This is a genomic window from Klebsiella sp. MPUS7 (assembly GCF_009905335.1).
In the GTDB taxonomy this organism is placed as follows: domain Bacteria; phylum Pseudomonadota; class Gammaproteobacteria; order Enterobacterales; family Enterobacteriaceae; genus Klebsiella; species Klebsiella grimontii.
Genome location: NZ_CP047604.1, coordinates 5,061,792 through 5,079,339, shown reverse-complemented (window position 1 = coordinate 5,079,339; position 17,548 = coordinate 5,061,792). Strand labels below are relative to the sequence as shown.

Below are 17,548 nucleotides of genomic sequence, written 5' to 3'. Positions count from 1 at the left end.
TGCAGGCAGCCACCAACGGCGGAGGTGAGAAATGACAACGTTTCTGTTCATCTTTTTATCCTGCCACGAAAAGCCGCGGCAGTAAAAGCCCTTTTTCATTCAGCGATAAACCGGCAGCAGGTTAAAGCTGGATAAGATATGAATTATTGCGTTGGCGCCGCCGAAGCACAAAATCAGGATAATCATGGCATTGCTGCCCCATACCCGATAGTTCGGGCTGCCGAAACGCCTGCGTGAGGCGCGCGCCAGCAGGGCGGGGACGATAGCGGCCCAGACGGTGGCGGCGAGACCGGCGAAGCCAATAGCGTAGATAAAACCGTTAGGCCACAGCAGCCCGCCGGCGATCGGCGGCAGAAAGGTCACCAGCGCGGTTTTAAACCGCCCCAGCCGGCTATCGTCAAACTTAAACAGATCCGCCAGATAATCAAACAGGCCGAGAGTCACGCCCAGGAACGAGCTGGCGACGGCGAAGTTGGAAAAGACGGTCAGCAATAAATCGAGGGTCGAACTGTTCAACAGGCCGCTTAAGGTCTGCACCAGCACGTCGATATTGCCGCCTTTTTCGGCGATAGCGATAAACGCCGGGCGCGGAATATTGCCCATCGTGCCGACCAGCCAGATGATATACAGCACCAGCGCCATCAGCGTGCCGAGCAGCAGGCAGCGGCGAATGGTAAGCGGATCTTTACCGTAGTACTTCATCAGGCTGGGGACGTTGCCGTGATAGCCAAATGAAGCCAGGCAGAACGGCAGCGTCATCAGAACGTAGGGTAGATAGGATGCATTGCCCTCCGCGCGGTTAAACAGAATCGCGGGCTCCACGTGCCACATGAGTCCGCCGAAGGTCATAAAGAAGGTGAGGATTTTAGCGCCCAGTACGATAGTCGTCATCCGGCTTACCGCTTTCGTACTTAGCCAGACGATAAAGGCGACCACCAGCGCGAACGCCAGGCCGCCTAAGCGCGCCGGTACCGCGAGATCCATTTGCGCAAAAGTATGCTGAATAACTGAACCGCTGGCGGAAATATAGGCGTAGGTCAGGATATATAATACGAAGGCGACGGTCAGGCCGTTAATAATATTCCAGCCGTTTCCGAGTAAATCCTTGGTAATCGTGTCGAAGCTGGCGCCAATATGATAATTAAGATTGGCTTCGAGGATCATTAACCCGGAGTGCAGCATACAAAACCAGGTAAAGATGAGCGCCAGCAGCGACCAGAAAAACCAGGCGCCGGACATCACCACCGGTAAAGAAAACATGCCGGCGCCAATAATCGTGCCGCCGATAATCATCGCTCCGCCAATCAGCGATGGTGTATTAGTTGAGACCGCTTTTGAGACTGATAATGTAGCCATAAGGTGCATTCCTCACGTGGCTATATAGTAAATAACGGGCTGCGGGCAAACGGCTACCCGGCGCAACCCGAATGATTGAGCTTAAAGAGATGGATTTAAATTAATGGCGCTCCCGTTGCGAGAGCGCCAGGACGTTATTTATTTCACCGGTTTCAGTCTGGCGACGAAGTGGCGCAGTACCGGCGGCTCATAGGTAAAGGTCAGACCCTTAATCGTGGCGGCGCGCGCCTTAACGGCGATCAGCGCATCAGCGATATAGTCCATGTGATCGTTGGTATAAACCCGGCGCGGAATGGTCAGGCGCAGTAGCTCCATCGGCGACGCCTTCTGTTTGCCGGTTTGCGGATCGCGGCCCAGCAGCAGGGAGCCGATTTCCACGCTGCGGATGCCCGCTTCCAGATACAGCTCGTTGTTTAGCGCGTGCGCCGGGAACTGCTCCGGTGGGATATGCGGCAGCAGCAGCTTAGCATCGACGAACACCGCATGGCCGCCGGTCGGATACTGAATCGGAATGCCGCCTTCGCGCAGGCGTTCGCCGAGGTATTCCACCTGATTGATGCGATAAGCGAGGTAATCCTCGTTGGTTCCTTCTTCCAGGCCGATAGCCAGCGCCTCCATATCGCGTCCCGCCAGGCCGCCGTAGGTGACAAAACCCTCCATCGGCACGCAGCGGATGCGCACTTCGTTGAAGAGATCTTCGTCATCGCGGAAGCAGCACAGTCCGCCAATATTCACCATCGGGTCTTTCTTGGCGGACATGGTCAGCATATCGCCGTACTGGTACATCTCAAGAATAATCTCTTTCACCGATTTATCGGCGTAGCCCTCTTCGCGCTGTTTAATAAACCAGGCGTTTTCGCAGAAGCGGGCGGAGTCGATCACCACCGGAATATTATTCTGACGCGCAATCTGATACACCTCGCGCATATTCGCCAGCGATACCGGCTGGCCGCCGGAGCTGTTACAGGTGACGGTGGTAATAATCGCCGCCACGTTTTCCGCGCCGTGTTCGGCGATGGTCGCTTTCAGCAAATCAATATCAAAGTTGCCTTTCCAGTCGTACCACGAGGTGGTGTCGAAGGCTTTCGGCGTCACCACGTTAATGGCTTTCGCGCCGTTGAGCTCCACGTGCGCGGCGGTGGTATCGAAGTGGAAGTTGGAAATAAACACCGGATGCGCCGACTTGCGGCGAGCAATCAGGCTCGGGAACAGAATCTGCTCCGCGCCGCGCCCCTGGTGGGTGGGAATGGTATAGGGATAGCCGATAATCTCTTTGACCTTTTCGCACAGATGCTGATAGTTACGCGACCCGGCGTAGGCTTCGTCGCCCATCATCAGCCCGGCCCACTGATGGTCGCTCATCGCGCCGGTGCCGGAGTCGGTCAGCAGGTCGATATACACGTCCTGGCTATTGAGCAAAAACGGGTTATAGCCCGCCTCTTCCAGCGCTTTGACGCGATCGTCAAAAGTGGTCATACGAATGTTTTCGACCATTTTAATGCGGAACGGCTCAGGGATACGTTTCATTTATTTTCTCCATGGGGATGCTGTGCCGCGTTTGGCTATTTGGCGACAAATAAAAAGCGCAACAAATAGCGACTAAACGCAGTGCTGAATTAATTTTTTTAGAGAGTGAACAGCAGCGGAGAATTAACGAGGGAAGTCGTTGGAGATGCGGTGATCTAAATTATACCAGTCGTCCAGGCCGCCCTGGGCAATGAGACGATAAATCGATTTTTGCGTCATGACATCGTCCTCTGTGGGTGAAGGGATGCCATAAAAATAAGGTAAAATGAGAAAATAACCACGATTAAAATCACAAAAAATTATTTATCGATAAGCGGAGTATAAAAATTTGACGCTTGTCGTCTTTTTAGCGTTATTGATTAGCAGGCGATGGTTTTTTGTTTTTTTATTACGCCAATAACGGTTTATTAAGTGAGGTTTTTAGCGCCTTCACCGCAATCAATGAAGGCGCTGGCGGAGCTTACATGCTGGAGAAGACGTTCATAATGATGCCGCCGGAGATGATCAGCACCATGGCGAGGATGGCCGGGATATCCGGTTTTTGCTTATAGAGGATCATCGAGCAAATCGTGACGCCGACGATGCCAAAGCCGCACCACAGCGAGTAGGCGACGCCGACCGGAATAGTGCTCATCGCGCGGGTGAGGGCGAAGTAGCACAGGCCGTAGGCGCAGACCACCAGCACCGACGGCGCCAGCTTGCTGAAGCCGTTGGTCTTTTTGATCATCGACGTGCCGGTGATTTCGGAGCCGATAGACAGCGCCAGCCATAAAAATCCGAGGTTAAACATATGCGGTTCCTTTTCTGTTAGTTGGCGACTTTTTTGTCCAGGGATGCAGCGGCAGCGGCCGGTTGCGCGGGCGCTTCCTCGCTCTCTTCGCTACCCATTTTGGAAAACAGGTTCATGATCACGATACCGCTGGCGATAACCGCCATACCGATAATGGCGGCGGTGTCCGGGTGCTGGCCGTAAAACGCCATTCCCAGCGTCGACACCACGAGGATGCCGGTACCGGACCAGGTGGCGTAGGCCAGACCGACGGGAATATCCTTCACCGCGCGGGACAGCGAGTAGTAGCAGGTGCAGTACAGCAGCACCAGCAGCCCGAGCAGCAGCATTTTGGTCATCCCTTCACTGCTGCCGAACATTTTGAGGGTGGAGGTGGCTGAGGTTTCGGAAACGATAACCAGCAGCATCCATAGCCAACACTTTGTTTTTGAAGACATAAGTTAAACTCCGGGTTTACTATTTAAGGTAAGGTTCTTTTTTCTGTTTTTTAAAAAATCGCTAGCGGCATCGGTCAACTGCGCTTCAGGGGTACAGGCCAGCGCCGGATTATTCACCACGTCTGTGACAGTGAGATAACGCCGCGGGCTGCTCGCCGGCGCCGCCGTCGCTTCGCGACCCGACGCCAGCTTCTCCAGCAATTCGTTCATGGTGCACAGCGTGACGCCGCATTCGGCCAGGCGGGCCAGCGTGGCCTGCATATGCCCGGCGTAAGCGGTATCAGGCTGCGCGCCCCGCAGCTGGTTAAGCTCGCTAGCGGGATCGCAGTGATAGCGCAGCGCCAGCACCGGCAGGCCGCTCAACAGGGCATCGTGCACGCGGCGGGCAACGGGACTGTGCAGGGAACCCTTCAGCAGATCCGCCGCCAGCGGGTAGTCGAGAAACGGCAGCAGCAGCGCCTTATACGAGGCCGAAGGCAGCGCATGTTGCCAGTCCGCCGCCGCCAGCGTTTTACCGATAGCCTGCCACTGCTCGCCGTCGTCAATCCCGCTCTCCAGCGCCAGGTGTAGGCTCTCGCCGCAGCCGGCCAGCCGCTGGCGAATAGCTTGCCGGTAGCCCGCCGCGGCGGTCACCATCACCAGTACCGGCGGCCGCAGACGCTGAATAATGCGTTCAACCAGGTCTTCCATCTGTTGGTTGGTCATGGCGAGCCTCCGTTAGCCGATGAGCGTGACCTGCGCGCCGTTTTTCAAGCCGGCGGCGTTGGCCTCTTCGGTATCGATATGAAACTCCAGCGCGAAGTCTTCGCGCACCCGCACCACCACTTCATCGAAGGTCAACTGGCGTTCGCCATCGCTGCGTACGCTAACCTTCTGGCCGTTGGCGACGTTCAACTGGCGGGCGTCCTGCGGCGACATATGGATATGCCGCCAGGCGCAGATCACCTGAGATCGCAGCTCAACGTGGCCAGCCGGACCGATCAGCAGCGCGCTGCCCGCGTTCTCCAACTGGCCAGATTCACGAACCGGCGCTTTGATGCCGAGGGTAAAGCAGTCGGCGCGGGAGATTTCCAGCTGCGATACCGGGCGGGTTGGGCCGAGGACGCGCACCTGGGTGAGCGAGCCCTTCGGACCGACCACGGTGACGCACTCCTGGGCCGCGAACTGCCCCGGCTGGCGCAGCGGTTTAAACGGCGTCAGGACGTAGCCCTTGCCAAACAGCGCTTCGACGTCCTGCTGCGCCAGATGGACGTGGCGGTTAGAGATGCCGACCGGAATAGCCGGAGCAATGTGGCTCAGGCGGGCGGTGATTTTTTCATGGAGCAGGGTGTCGATCATGCCTTCTTCCCTTTCCTCATCGCCGCGTTTTTATCTTCCGTTGGCGCAGGCGCGGCGGCGGGTTCAGTGGGTTCCCTTGTTTCCACAGCGGCGGGCGCGACGGCTTCAGCCTCAAGCGGCGCGGCAGCGGCAGCTTCCGCGCGCGGCGGACGGCCTTTAAGGGCGCTGAGGGCGTCCACGATGCTGCGCTCCGGACGGGCGATCGTCAGGGATTTAACCTGCGGGTCGATGAGCGCGGCGACGGCGACGCCGCGTTCGATAGCGGTGTGAATCGCGCTGATCTCACCTTCAAAGCAGACGCTCACCAGCCCCGAACCGACTTTGCGGTAGCCAATGCAGGACACGCCTGCGCTTTTACAGGCGGCATCCACGGCCTGAACGGCGGCAACTAATCCTCGCGTTTCAATTACGCCTAAACTTTTCATTGTCGGCTCCTGTTAATGGCGGACTAAGCGAATATCAAAATCAAACTGCGTGAAGAACGTTTCCAGCCGGTCTAACTCTGCGGCGGAATACGTTGGGTCCCGGGTAATGGGATAGGGCATATCGAGGCGCTCATATTTTTTGCGCCCGAGCTGGTGGTACGGCAGCATATCGATGCGGCGGATATTTCCGCGCTTCGCCAGCTTTTGTACGTAATCAATGGCCCCGGTAATGGCATCGAACGAGTCGTTATAGCCGCGAACCAGCGGCATGCGGATAATGACGTTAGCGCCAGAATCGACCAGCCACTCCAGGTTGCGGCGAATGCCTTCGTTACCGATGCCAAATAACGCTTTATGCTGCTCGCTGTTAATTTGCTTAATATCGAATAAGAAGGTGTCGGTCACCGGCGCCAGCTTTTGATAATTGGCCAGCGGCGTGGTGCCCTGCGTTTCCACGGCGGTATTGAGCATCATCTTTTTGCATTCGCTAAAGAGCGCGACGGCAAAATCGGTTTGCAGGCTCATTTCACCGCCGCCGATGGTCACGCCGCCGCCGGAGGAGATATAAAAGTCGTAGTCCTGCATGATGATGTCCATCAGTTCGCTGACGGTGACATCTTTGCCCATAATATCCAGCGCGTTCTGGGTGCAAATCTCTTCACACTTGCGACAGCCGATACAGTCTTTATTACGATTGACGAAATGCTTCATTTCGCCGTTTTCTTCCGCCCGATAATGAATACCCGCCGGGCAGACGTTAACGCAGTCGCCGCAGTTAATGCATTTATCCTGCGAGAACATCACCTGAAACTGGCTGGCCAGCCCTTCCGGGTTGGCGCACCACGGGCAGCGAATATTGCAGCCTTTGAAAAAAACCAGCGTGCGAATACCATCGCCGTCATAGATCGAATATTTCTGAATATTGAAAATTCGCCCGGTTAATTCTTTATTCACATTTGCCCCCACAAAAATAGCCTGGACATCCTTGTCCACCAACGTCCGTGTCTTTATCAGAACTTCTCAATCACCGTGCGGCTGATGATTTCGTCCTGAACTTCTTTGCACAGTTCAACGAAGTAGGCGCTGTAGCCCGCGACGCGGACGATCAGGTCGCGGTACTTTTCCGGCTCCTGCTGGGCTTTTTTCAGCACTTCGTTATCGACGTAGCTGAACTGCATCTGGCCGTTGCCGAGAATCGACGCGGTGCGCAGCAGGGTAATCAGGCCGTGACGACCTTCCGGGGTATCCAGCAGCCCTTTGAGGAACTTGAAGTTGTGCACCATGCCGATGTTCATGGTTTCGACGTTCATCTTGCTCACCGACTTGATGATCGCCGTCGGACCCTGCTTATCCGCGCCCTGAGTCGGGCTGATGCCGTCGGAGAGCGGCATCCACGCCAGGCGGCCGTTCGGCGTGGCGTTGGTCAGCTCGCCGATCGGCGTGTTGTTGGAGATAGACAGGGTGCCGTGGCTCAGGGTGGAGTAGAGCATCTTGTACTTACGGCACTCGCGCTCGGTCCACTCGGTGATATCCAGCGCATACTGGTCAACGTAGTTATCATCGTTGCCGTATTTCGGCGCGTTGAGGCAGTCGCGGCGCAGGCCTTCGAAGCCTTCGAAGTTCGCCAGCAGCGCGTCGCGCACCTGCTCGAGGGTGTATTTCTTCTCTTCAAATACCAGCTTACGAATCGCCGCCATGGAGTCGACGTAGGTCGCCAGACCGGAGAAGATCAGTCCCGGGCCGTGGTTGATCATCGCGCCGCCGGCGGCGACGTCTTTGCCTTTTTCCATGCAGCCTTCCACCAGCAGCGACATCAGCGGCTTCGGCGCCACGTCGCGGTGCACGCGCTGGCTGATGACCGTACCGATCGCCGACAGACGCACGATATGGGCGATCTGCTGTTTCACCGCCGCGTCGAATTCTTCGAAAGTGCGCAGGTCGCGCAGGTCGCCGGTATCCAGCCCCTGATAGCTGTCGAACAGCACCATCCGGCCGCGGTTTAAAACGAACTCAATGGCGATGGGCCACTGGGTGTAGCCGGTGGAGGTCCACTGATAGATGCGGCCGGATTTCTGCGGTTCGACGCAGCCCATCAGGCAGTAATCGCGGGCGTCTTCGAAATCGAAGCCTTTACGCAGCATCATCTTGATATGGGAGTCGTCGAAGTGGCAGGCCGGGAAGCCCATCCCCGCTTTCACCACGTCAACGATTTTTTCCATGTACTTCTGCGGCGACTGGTTGTGAATACGGCAGGCCAGCGACGGCTGGTAAACCTTCACGAAGCGCACGGCATCCATAATCAGATAAGTGAGGTCGTTACAGGCATCGCCGCCGGAGCGCTTCTGGCCGCCGACGGTCAGGTTGATAAACGGCTGATAGCCGGCGAAATATTTCGCCCCCAGCTCGCTGGACATCCACATCAATTCGGCGCACTTGATAATAAACGCCTGCAGCAGCTCCAGCGCGCTATCGTGGGTCAGGCGGCCTTCGCGGATATCGGCTTCGAACATCGGGTAGCAGTACTGGTCAACGCGACCCAGCGACAGGCCGGTCTGGTTCTCTTCAATTTCAAACAGCGACTCGACCGTCCAGATGCTTTGCAGCGCTTCCTGCAGGGTTTTCGGTGGATTCGCCGGGACGTTCTGGTTCACCTCGGCGATAGTCAGCAGCTCGGCGCGGCGCTGGGCGTTCTGCTCAATCGCGGCCAGTTCGCGGGCGCGGGCGGCGATGCGGTGGGAGTAGTTAATGACCCCTTCGCAGGTTTCAATCGCCGCCTTGTAGTAGTAGATACGGTCGATATCTTCCGGGTTTTCCATGCTCAGGCTGGCGAGATGCGCCTCGGCGTCGGCCTTAATGCCGTTCATCCCTTTGGTGAACAGCAGCACGTCGTAGCCCGGGCAGGTGTCGCCGCCGCCGTTAATCTGGTGATAGGAGAGGTCGCTGACGAAGGTTTCGCCGCTGAACGCCCACACGCCCGCTTCGCGGTACTGGGCTTCACAGATTTCATCCAGCGAACGGCCTTCCCAGAACGGTACGATCTCCTCGCGGATGGTTTTCTTATCTTCTTCGCTGATCTCAAACGGATCCTGCGGACGGGTGCTCATAGTGTCGAGTTCGTCGCGTACCCAGCGCCAGGCGATATCCGGCGAGAACGCGCCCGCGCGCGGCTTGCCGCACGGATGGCCGACGATCAGCTCATCGTCCTGAATCAGAATCGGCGCGGTTTCGCAGGCGTGGCGGAAGGCTTTGGCGCGCAGCAGAATCGTCGGCATCCCCGGATTGGCTTTCACCACTTCGGTAAAGGCCAGCGCGCGGTAAATGGAGACGCTCGGGCGCACGGTCAGGTAGTGGTTGCGCAGGCGCTGCATACGCGGGGTCAGCCCTTCTGCCGCTGGCGTTTCGCTACAGGCGGCGAACGGCGCGGCGGAAACTGGCTTCGCGCCGCTGAACAGACGCACCGGCAGATGCAGAGCGCTGAGGTTTTGCTGCGCGCTCAGGAACATGTCGGAGAGTTCGTTAATGCGCGCGTTCTCGAGGCTCGCGCCGTGCAGCATGGCGTCGAACATCGGATAACCGTCGATAGCGCAGGCGGCGCGGACTTCACTCAGTTCCGCCAGCTTGAACCACAGAGATTCGACGATTTCATACGCCTGCTGCTGGGACAGCGCGCCGTTGTTGATATCGTGCTGGTAGTACGGCTGCAGGGCTTTGTCGGCGCCTTCCGGGTTGACGGCGTAGCTGCCGTTATCCAGCTGAAGCGCCAGCTGGAACAGGTAAAATGCCTGGCAGGCTTCTTTAAAGCTGCGCGCCGGATGGGCCGGAACGTGGTGCAGAATGGCGGCGCTGTCCAGCAGTTCCGCTTTGCGGTAAGCGTTAGTTTCCGCGGCGGCAAGCGTTTCAGCGCTGTTCGCCAGGTTTTGCGCCAGCGCCATCAGGGCATCGCAGGCGTAGATGGCCGCGCGGCAGCCGTTCACTTCGTCCATGCCGCTGCGGCTGACGGCGCTGCCCAGCGCGCGGGTTTTCTCTTCCAGTTGATGTTTGATCGCCAGTACGCCTTTCTCCACTACCAGCTTATAGTCCGGGGAGTCGAGGTCGCTGTTCAGATTAAGAAACTGGAAAGCGGACGGGCGATGCGTAGCGCTTTCGTCGTGGAAAATCGCCCCGTGCGGCTTGCGGGTCTGGTTGCCGACGATCAGTTCGTCGGCGCTGATGCTCAGCGGCAGCTGGCGCATCAGTTCATAGAAGCGGCGCGCTGGTTTGACGGCGGCGGGAACCCCGGCGATATCGCCATCAAGGGCGCTCAGCGTGGTGGCATGTTCGGTGCACAGGGTGCTTTTTTGTGAGAGTAAACGTTCTGCCAACACTTTGACGCGCGGCGTTAAGCTGTAGTGTGCCATGGGTAAGGTTCTCCAGTTCTTGTTATCAGGCGTTACCGGTCCACGCCCGGCGATAGAGTTCGGTTAATGCGTGAGCGTCCGGCGCGCGTGGGTTCGTCGGCGTACAGCTGTCGCGCAGCGCCTGGCCGACCATCTCCGTCAGCCGTTGTTCAAAATCGGCAGCATCGATGCCGGTATCGCGAATACCGGTCGGCATGGTCATTTCGTCTTTTAGCGCCTGAATGGCGACCAGCAGGCTGGCGACGCCCTGGCGGGTAGTGGCCGCAGGCAGATCCAGCAGATGGGCTAATCGGGCATATTTGCGGGCGGCATCGGTAGCGCACTGCCCGTGATAATCGGCGTTCCACGCCACCACTTCCGCCATTAGTAGCGCGTTGGCGCGACCATGCGGCACGCGGAAAACGCCGCCCAGCGCGTGGGCGAGGCTGTGGGTGATGCCGAGCGAGGCGTTGGTGAAGGCCATGCCTGCCATGCAGGAGGCGTTGTGCATCTTTTCGCGCGCCAGCAGGTCGCCGCCGTTACGCCAGCAGGTCGGCAGGTAGCTAAACACCTGCTGCACCACTTTCTCCGCCAGCGCATCGGAAAAGTCGCTGGCCGCGCGGGAAACATAGGCTTCCAGCGCATGACACAGCACGTCCATTCCGGTATCTGCGGTGATCGCCGGCGGCACCGAAGCCACCAGAGCCGGGTCAAGAATGGCGATATCCGGCAGCAGCGACGGGTCCACCAGCACCAGCTTCTCGGCGTGGGCCTTCACCACCGAAAAGGCGGTGACTTCCGAGCCGGTGCCGCTGGTGGTGGGGATCGCCACAAAGCAGGGCGGCTCGCGGTGAGCGTCCGGACGGGTTTGCGCCAGGGCGAAAATAACCGCTTTGGCTGCATCAATCACCGAACCGCCGCCCAGCGCGATAACCAGATCCGGATAGCTGCTATCCATCCGCTTCATACCGCGCACTACGGTGGCGATATCCGGGTCGGCCACCACGTCGTCCCAGACCTGGAAAGCGATGCCGCGCGCATTGAGGATCTGCGTGACGCGATCGGCGAGGCCAAACTTAACCATCGCCTGGTCAGTGACCAGCAGCACGTTGCGGGCGGGCAGCTCGTTCAGGATGGCAAGCGCATCCTGACCAAAGCGAATCCGGGGTTTCAGCAAAAATTCACTCATTGGGTTATTGACTCCTTAAGCGTCCCGAAACACGTTCTCGACAATGGCGACCACCGACATGGCCTTGTAGCGCTCTTTGTTGAGCGCCAGGTACTCTTCAGCCAGCACGATGTCGTGCATACCGGCGCCGACGCTGTCAACGGCAACCCAGGTGTGGTCTTTCATCGGCTGCTGGTCATCATCCAATTTGACGATCAGCAGCAGGTTGCTGCCCCGTAGCTCATCGCATTTCTGCGTGGCGACGACATGTCCGACTACCTTTGCGAGAATCATTGTTTTTATCGCCTTATATCAATGTGTTACTTACCAAGGCGTTCCAGCACCTGGCGGATGACGCGTTCCACGTTTTGCTCATTAATTTCGCTTTCCGCGCCGATGGCGGCAGTCGCAAAGCGATCGTCGGCGCTGGCCGGATGGGCTGCAGTGGCGGCGGCCGCCGGGGCGTTAAAGCGCTCATCGTCGAAGATGCTGCGGTTCGGGCCGGCTGCCGGGCTGACAATGATCGGCTGCGGTTCCGGGCGGCTGCCCGGCGCGCGCAGCTCATCGATGGAGCGCACGCCGTAGCCCACTTTGCGGATGTTGAGCAGGTTCATCGGCCCGACGTTGTCCGAGCTGGAGCCGCCGCCGACCGCGCCGCAGCCGAGGGTCAGGGCCGGGGTGATGTTGGTGGTCGCGCCGATGCCGCCCAGCGCCGCCGGGGTGTTGATCAGAATGCGGTTAACCGGTTTTTCGAGGCAGAACTGGCGGATGACGTCCTGATTACGGGTGTGGATCACCAGCGTGTGGCCGAGGCCTTCGTTGGTCAGTAGCTCTACCACGCGGTGGCAGGCGGTTTTCCAGTCCTCTTCGACGTACAGGCCGAGTACCGGGCACAGTTTTTCCCGCGAGTAGGGGTTGGTATGCGATACCGTAGTTTGCTCGGCAATCAGCACTCGGGTGCTGGCCGGAACGCAGAAACCGGCCATCTGGCTCAGATACAGCGCGGTTTTACCGACCACTTTGGGGTTGATGGTGCCGTTGGGGCGCAGCAGCAGGGCCGCCATTTTTGCCGCTTCGCTTTCGTTCATGAAGTACGCGCCCTGGGCTTCCAGTTCGCGGTGCACCTCGTCGTAAATGCAGCGCTCGACGATAATCGACTGCTCGGAGGCGCAGATCACGCCGTTATCGAAGGTTTTGCTGGTGATGATATCTTTCACCGCGTGGGGGATATCGGCGCTGCGTTCGATAAACGCCGGGCCGTTACCCGGGCCGCCGCTGATGGTCGGCGTGCCGGACGCGTAGGCGGCGCGCACCATACCTTCGCCGCCGGTCGCCAGGATCAGCGACACGTCTTTGCTGTGCATCAGCTCTGAGGTGGCTTCGAGGGTCAGCTGGCTAATGGCGTCGACGCTACCGGCAGGCGCCCCTGCGGCTTCCGCCGCGCGCTTCACGATTTCAATCGCTTTCCAGCTGCACTGACGGGCGCCGGGATGCGGGGAGAAGATAATCGCGTTGCCGGCCTTCAGGGCGATCAGCGTTTTATAGATGACGGTGGAGGTCGGGTTGGTCGACGGTACCAGCGCGCAAATCACCCCCAGCGGCACGCCCACGTCCATCACTTTTTGTACCTGATCGTCATGAATGATGCCGACGGTCTTCATATCTTTGATGGCGTCGTAGACGCGCAGCGAGGCGAAGCGGTTCTTCAGCACTTTGTCCTGCCAGTTGCCAAAACCGGTTTCTTCCGCGGCCATTTTCGCCAGCGCTTCGGCATGATGCGCCGCTTCCTGGGCCACGTTCTTCACGATGGCGTCGATTTGCTGCTGCGAAAAGGTGGCCAGAATCGCCTGCGCCTTTTTGGCATTGCGCACCAGCTCCCGGGCGTTCTGCCGGGACTGCAAATCGTTATCCAGTTCAATCATGAGTCTATCCTTCATCAGACTAAAAGAGTGGAGACGGGGCGCGCCCTGTCAGGTCATGCTTTGTGCTGCGCCGCGATTTTTTCGATGTCGTTATGCGGACGCGCGATGACGCGAGAGGTGACGACTTCGCCGATGCGTTTTGCCGCTTCCACGCCGGAATCTACCGCGGCATTCACCGCGCCGACGTCGCCCTTCACCATCGCGGTGACGAGGCCGGAGCCGACGTTTTCATAGCCAATCAACTCCACGTTGGCGGCTTTACACATCGCATCCGCGGCTTCGATACAGGCCACCAGACCTTTGGTTTCGATAAGACCAAGCGCTTCTTTCATCAGGTTTTTCTCCGGTTAATCCATGATTTTGTAATGCGAGACGATTTTGTTGATGTCGTTATGCGGACGAGCGATAACCAGCGAGGTCACCACTTCGCCGATGCGCTGCGCGGATTCGACGCCGGAATCCACCGCCGCTTTCACAGCGCCGACGTCGCCCTTCACCATCGCGGTGACGAGGCCGGAGCCGACGTTTTCATAGCCAATCAGTTCAACGTTGGCGGCTTTACACATCGCATCCGCCGCTTCGATACAGGCCACCAGCCCTTTGGTTTCAATCAGACCTAATGCATCACCCATTTGCGTTCTCCTGGCCATCAGGCCTTGTGTTTAATGACGATTTTGTTGATGTCGTTATGCGGACGAGCGATAACCAGCGAGGTCACCACTTCACCGATGCGCTGCGCGGATTCGACGCCGGAATCCACCGCCGCTTTCACCGCGCCGACATCGCCCTTCACCATGACGGTCACCAGCCCCGAGCCGATGTTTTCATAGCTAATCAGCTCAACGTTGGCGGCTTTACACATCGCATCCGCTGCTTCAATGCAGGCCACCAGACCTTTGGTTTCGATAAGCCCTAATGCATCACCCATGGTTTCTCCTTAAGAACAGGTTTTGTGATTCGGGAAAACCGTCCGCGTAACGACGTCAGGACGCGGAAGCGGCGTTCGGGGTTCACTATAGGGAATGGCGAATGAAGTGAAATTTAAATCTTCTTAATGTGTATTTTTAGTTTTTTACTCTGTGAATTAGATTTAAAAAGCGGCGATTTATGCGTTTGTGCTGCCTGACGGAGGAGGATTGAGTGACATTTGCGGCGTTTTTTTCACCCTTTAGCCGAAAGCGAAATGATGTTAATAAGTTGCTAATTTATTGCAGATCAGGGGTAATTTGACGATGTATGAAGTGTGGAGAGGATCGTGTTTTATTCGGCAGGCTAAATGCAAAACGTGCGGTTTTACTAAAGCGAAAGCGATGAAGGAAAAGCGGGTGTGAGCTTAGTCAAGTTTGCTGCCGGACTTCAGCGTGCAGACGTAGAGCGGTGAGTTGATAGAGCTGAGAAGAATGGCTTTCTCATTGAGCTTCTGCGCGTTGAGGAACAGGCCATCGTGGCTGTCGGACATCTCGCGCATAAAGTAGTCGAAGATGACGTCCGGCGACTCATCGATGGACGAGGCGCTGGATTCCCATTTGCTGATACGATAGTGGCGCTCGGTGGTGGAGATGCGTTTGCTGGTGTAGCTGAATTTGACGTAGCGCTGGAGATAGAGCCAACCGGCGGCGGAATCGGTATAGCCTTCGACGACCATCGACCCTTTTCCGTTGGCGGCGAAATTGAAATGGATATTGCCGTTGACGTTCTCTTTCTCCATGTTCTCAAAGCGCATAATCGCTTTGGTCGAGCAGCTCATCACCCCGCCGTTTTCGACCGGTAGCAGCTTCCAGGCGCAGAACCCGGCGGCGGCAATAAACACCAGGCTGGAGAGGGCGAAAAAGGGGCGCGGGGCGAGTCTCATTGCGGCTTCCATGAATAGTAAAAATAGTTATCGCAGTAGCTGAACGGGTTATCTTCATGCATCGCGCAGTGGGCGAGGAATACCCGGCCCAGGCCGTTGGTTTCCAGCCGGTCGCCATAGAAGAAGACAAAGCGTTCGCCGGGCTTGCACTCCAGCTTCAGGCGCTGGCGCACGACATCAAAATTCTTGCCATAGGCGGTTCCGGCAACGGAGCGCAGCATCTCATCGCTGGCCAGCAGCTCGCACTGGCTGTGGCGCATTTGCGTCAGGGTGATGGGGTGCGAAGTGTTGCCGCCGAGAAAGCTGCATACCACCAGCAGCAGGGCGATGGTGAGCAGGCAGCCGCCAGCCAGATACCAGCAGGTGCCGCGCGCGTGGCGGCTGGAAACGGTCTTTTTTTCTTCCGGGACCGCGGCCGGGTCTGGCTCAGCTTCTGCCGCGAGCGGCGGCTCCGGCTCCGGGCTGGCGTCGAGCATCTCGATAGTGAGATCGGGATTGAGCTGCAGTAGTCCGCGCGACACGGTGACGATAATGTTGTCGATATCGTAGTGGCGAAAGGTTTTGCGCAGCATGCTCAGATACTGATTGAGATTGCTGTTGGATGAAGTTAAACCGTTGTCATCCCAGACTTTTTTAAGCACCTCATCGCGGCTGACCACCTCGGTGTGGCGCAGGAAGAACCACAGCAGCGCGTTGGCGGTGATGGACAGCTGGCTGTCCGCCTCATCGCTTCCCGGTAACGTTAGCGTGCCGTCCATTGCATCATAAATAAGACGGCCATGGATGTTATAGCGCATCGCGGCCTCAACATGCTTCACGCAGGAAGCGTCATCTTCGTCAGATCGCTGACCAGCGACTGCCGGTGCCCGGGGCTCATAGTGCGCCCCTCGGTTAATTCCGATAGCCAGATGCCGTCCGCCGCATAGCGCACCAGCGTGCCGGTATGGCTATTGTCCAGTTCATCACCTTTCGCCAGATGGTCGAGCATCCAGTCGCGCCAGCATTTTCGCAGCACCGGTTCATCCGGCATGGCCAGCGACAGCACCATCAGCTGGCGGCTCTCTTGAGTATCCGTAAGTTCCGGGGCCGACAGATAGTGCAGATAGGCGCGGGTAAAGCGGCCATAAGAGACGTTATCCGCGGCCATAAGCTCTGAAATCGCTTCTTCCATAATCGCCAGCAGGCGGGCAAAGAGGGCGAAAATCAGCGCCTGCTTGTTGGGGAAATGGTGCAGTAAACCGCCTTTGCTGACGCCCGCTTCGCGCGCAACGGCGTTCAGCGACAGCGAGGCGATGCCGTCCCGACCGGCAATGGTGGCCGCGGATTCCAGCAGCTGCTTATGCAGACGGACGGGATCTTTTTTACGATGTTGGGCTTCTATATTCATGGTCCGAATCATACCGACCAGACGGTATGATTATTCTTGATCGCTATCAATATGCGAAGGGGCGTAGCGGGGCGCGATGCCGTTATTGCGTGGAGGCTCACAGTTCACCTTATGAATTGTGGTGATATTCGCCGCGCCGCGAATATCACCCACCGAGATTCACATCGGCTTCACGTGGATAGCGAGGCCGTTTTCTCCAGGCGCCAGCTCCGGACGCAGGTTCAAAGAGGGGATCAGATAGTCGCCGTGATTCTGACGACGGAAGGGAATGGGCGGCGTTTCAGAGAGGGTATCCAGCCGCCGGGCCAGCTCCTCGCGCAGGATGGCGAAGCGCTGTTCATCGAGTTTGTCGGTGCGGTAGAACACCACCGGCGGCAGGACGTCAAAGCCGGGAAAGAACAGCATCCCGTGCTGAATGGGGAACAGGATATCGTCGATAGACCCGTTAATTCCGCGCGGCGCGTAGTGCTCCGCCCATCCGCCGGCGGTAACGACCAGCATCGCCCGTTTCCCCGCGAACGTGCCTTCGCCGTAGCGATCGCCCCAGTGGGTTTCGCTGTGCTCGCCGACGCCGTAGGCAAACCCGTAAGCGTAGACCCGGTCAATCCAGCCCTTCATGATGGCGGGCAGTGAAAACCACCATAGCGGGAACTGAAAAATCACCGTATCGGCCCACAGCAGCTTCTCCTGTTCGCCCACGATATCCGCGCTTTGCGTGCCGTTAGCGAAGGCGTATTGCGAATCCCGCGTCGCCCGCCAGCTTTCACCGACCGGCGGGGCGCTGCTGTCATCGGCATCAAATCCCGCCTTCCAGCGCATGGCGTAGAGGTCGGACACCTGCACCTCGTGACCGGCGTTTTGCAGATGCTGCACGGCAAAATCTTTCAGCGCGCCGTTCAGCGAGCGCGGCTCGGGATGGGCATAAACCAGTAATATTTTCATTGAAATCACCTCTGAGCAATGGAGAGCT

The 17,548-nt window shown here is 58.0% G+C and carries 20 protein-coding genes; all 20 read right to left on the bottom strand.

All coding sequences use genetic code 11. The features are described from left to right. Nucleotides 1-99: 99 nt before the first annotated feature. The 20 genes from mtr to GUC22_RS23655 all read right to left on the bottom strand — a co-directional run bounded on the left by mtr (nt 100) and on the right by GUC22_RS23655 (nt 17,520). Nucleotides 100-1,356: a tryptophan permease gene (gene mtr, locus GUC22_RS23750; protein WP_160183796.1), complete on the bottom strand. Its 1,257-nt coding sequence runs from the start codon at nt 1,354-1,356 to the stop codon at nt 100-102. Nucleotides 1,357-1,494: 138 nt separating this feature from the next. Then, nucleotides 1,495-2,883 (bottom strand): tryptophanase, encoded by a 1,389-nt coding sequence (gene tnaA, locus GUC22_RS23745; protein ID WP_004128455.1) that lies wholly within the window; start codon nt 2,881-2,883, stop codon nt 1,495-1,497. Nucleotides 2,884-3,006: 123 nt separating this feature from the next. After that, nucleotides 3,007-3,102 carry a tryptophanase leader peptide gene (gene tnaC / locus GUC22_RS23740; protein ID WP_004098218.1) on the bottom strand — a complete coding sequence of 32 codons (96 nt, stop codon included), beginning with the start codon at nt 3,100-3,102 and terminating at the stop codon, nt 3,007-3,009. A 241-nt stretch (nt 3,103-3,343) separates the two neighbouring features. Further along, nucleotides 3,344-3,673 (bottom strand): DMT family transporter, encoded by a 330-nt coding sequence (locus GUC22_RS23735; RefSeq protein WP_004108688.1) that lies wholly within the window; start codon nt 3,671-3,673, stop codon nt 3,344-3,346. A 17-nt stretch (nt 3,674-3,690) separates the two neighbouring features. Further along, entirely contained in the window at nt 3,691-4,110 is a 420-nt protein-coding gene (locus GUC22_RS23730; RefSeq protein ID WP_004133067.1) for a DMT family transporter, read from the bottom strand. Nucleotides 4,111-4,113: 3 nt separating this feature from the next. Then, on the bottom strand, nt 4,114-4,815 hold the full coding sequence (locus GUC22_RS23725; protein WP_004133066.1) for a hypothetical protein: 702 nt from the start codon (nt 4,813-4,815) through the stop codon (nt 4,114-4,116). 12 nt (nt 4,816-4,827) lie between these two features. After that, entirely contained in the window at nt 4,828-5,448 is a 621-nt protein-coding gene (locus GUC22_RS23720; protein ID WP_134878735.1) for a phosphate propanoyltransferase, read from the bottom strand. Further along, a complete protein-coding gene (locus tag GUC22_RS23715) occupies nt 5,445-5,873 on the bottom strand; it encodes a BMC domain-containing protein (RefSeq protein WP_004133064.1) in 429 nt (142 codons plus the stop codon). Before GUC22_RS23715 ends, GUC22_RS23720 begins: the two co-directional genes overlap by 4 nt. A 12-nt stretch (nt 5,874-5,885) precedes the next feature. Beyond that, a complete protein-coding gene (gene cutD / locus GUC22_RS23710; protein WP_369816539.1) occupies nt 5,886-6,839 on the bottom strand; it encodes a choline TMA-lyase-activating enzyme in 954 nt (317 codons plus the stop codon). Between the two features lie 44 nt (nt 6,840-6,883). Next, a complete protein-coding gene (cutC, locus tag GUC22_RS23705) occupies nt 6,884-10,270 on the bottom strand; it encodes a choline trimethylamine-lyase (RefSeq protein WP_160183795.1) in 3,387 nt (1,128 codons plus the stop codon). 25 nt (nt 10,271-10,295) lie between these two features. Next, entirely contained in the window at nt 10,296-11,438 is a 1,143-nt protein-coding gene (locus GUC22_RS23700; protein ID WP_024360447.1) for a 1-propanol dehydrogenase PduQ, read from the bottom strand. 15 nt (nt 11,439-11,453) lie between these two features. After that, nucleotides 11,454-11,711 carry a EutN/CcmL family microcompartment protein gene (locus GUC22_RS23695; protein WP_004133057.1) on the bottom strand — a complete coding sequence of 86 codons (258 nt, stop codon included), beginning with the start codon at nt 11,709-11,711 and terminating at the stop codon, nt 11,454-11,456. Nucleotides 11,712-11,737: 26 nt separating this feature from the next. Further along, entirely contained in the window at nt 11,738-13,339 is a 1,602-nt protein-coding gene (locus GUC22_RS23690) for an acetaldehyde dehydrogenase (acetylating) (RefSeq protein WP_024360446.1), read from the bottom strand. Between the two features lie 53 nt (nt 13,340-13,392). Next, the gene (locus GUC22_RS23685; protein ID WP_002442217.1) at nt 13,393-13,671 is read right to left on the bottom strand and encodes a BMC domain-containing protein; all 279 of its coding nucleotides are present in this window, start codon (nt 13,669-13,671) and stop codon (nt 13,393-13,395) included. 15 nt (nt 13,672-13,686) lie between these two features. Beyond that, nucleotides 13,687-13,971: a BMC domain-containing protein gene (locus tag GUC22_RS23680; RefSeq protein ID WP_004098238.1), complete on the bottom strand. Its 285-nt coding sequence runs from the start codon at nt 13,969-13,971 to the stop codon at nt 13,687-13,689. A gap of 17 nt (nt 13,972-13,988) precedes the next feature. Next, nucleotides 13,989-14,267, bottom strand: coding sequence for a BMC domain-containing protein (locus tag GUC22_RS23675; protein ID WP_004098239.1), 279 nt, complete (start codon nt 14,265-14,267; stop codon nt 13,989-13,991). 405 nt (nt 14,268-14,672) lie between these two features. Continuing rightward, on the bottom strand, nt 14,673-15,191 hold the full coding sequence (locus GUC22_RS23670) for a FidL-like protein (RefSeq protein ID WP_004098240.1): 519 nt from the start codon (nt 15,189-15,191) through the stop codon (nt 14,673-14,675). Then, nucleotides 15,188-15,988: a winged helix-turn-helix domain-containing protein gene (locus GUC22_RS23665; protein WP_024360445.1), complete on the bottom strand. Its 801-nt coding sequence runs from the start codon at nt 15,986-15,988 to the stop codon at nt 15,188-15,190. Before GUC22_RS23665 ends, GUC22_RS23670 begins: the two co-directional genes overlap by 4 nt. 17 nt (nt 15,989-16,005) lie before the next feature. Beyond that, on the bottom strand, nt 16,006-16,590 hold the full coding sequence (locus GUC22_RS23660; RefSeq protein ID WP_004133049.1) for a TetR/AcrR family transcriptional regulator: 585 nt from the start codon (nt 16,588-16,590) through the stop codon (nt 16,006-16,008). A 147-nt stretch (nt 16,591-16,737) separates the two neighbouring features. After that, nucleotides 16,738-17,520, bottom strand: coding sequence for an NAD(P)H-dependent oxidoreductase (locus GUC22_RS23655; RefSeq protein WP_024360444.1), 783 nt, complete (start codon nt 17,518-17,520; stop codon nt 16,738-16,740). Nucleotides 17,521-17,548: the final 28 nt, after the last annotated feature.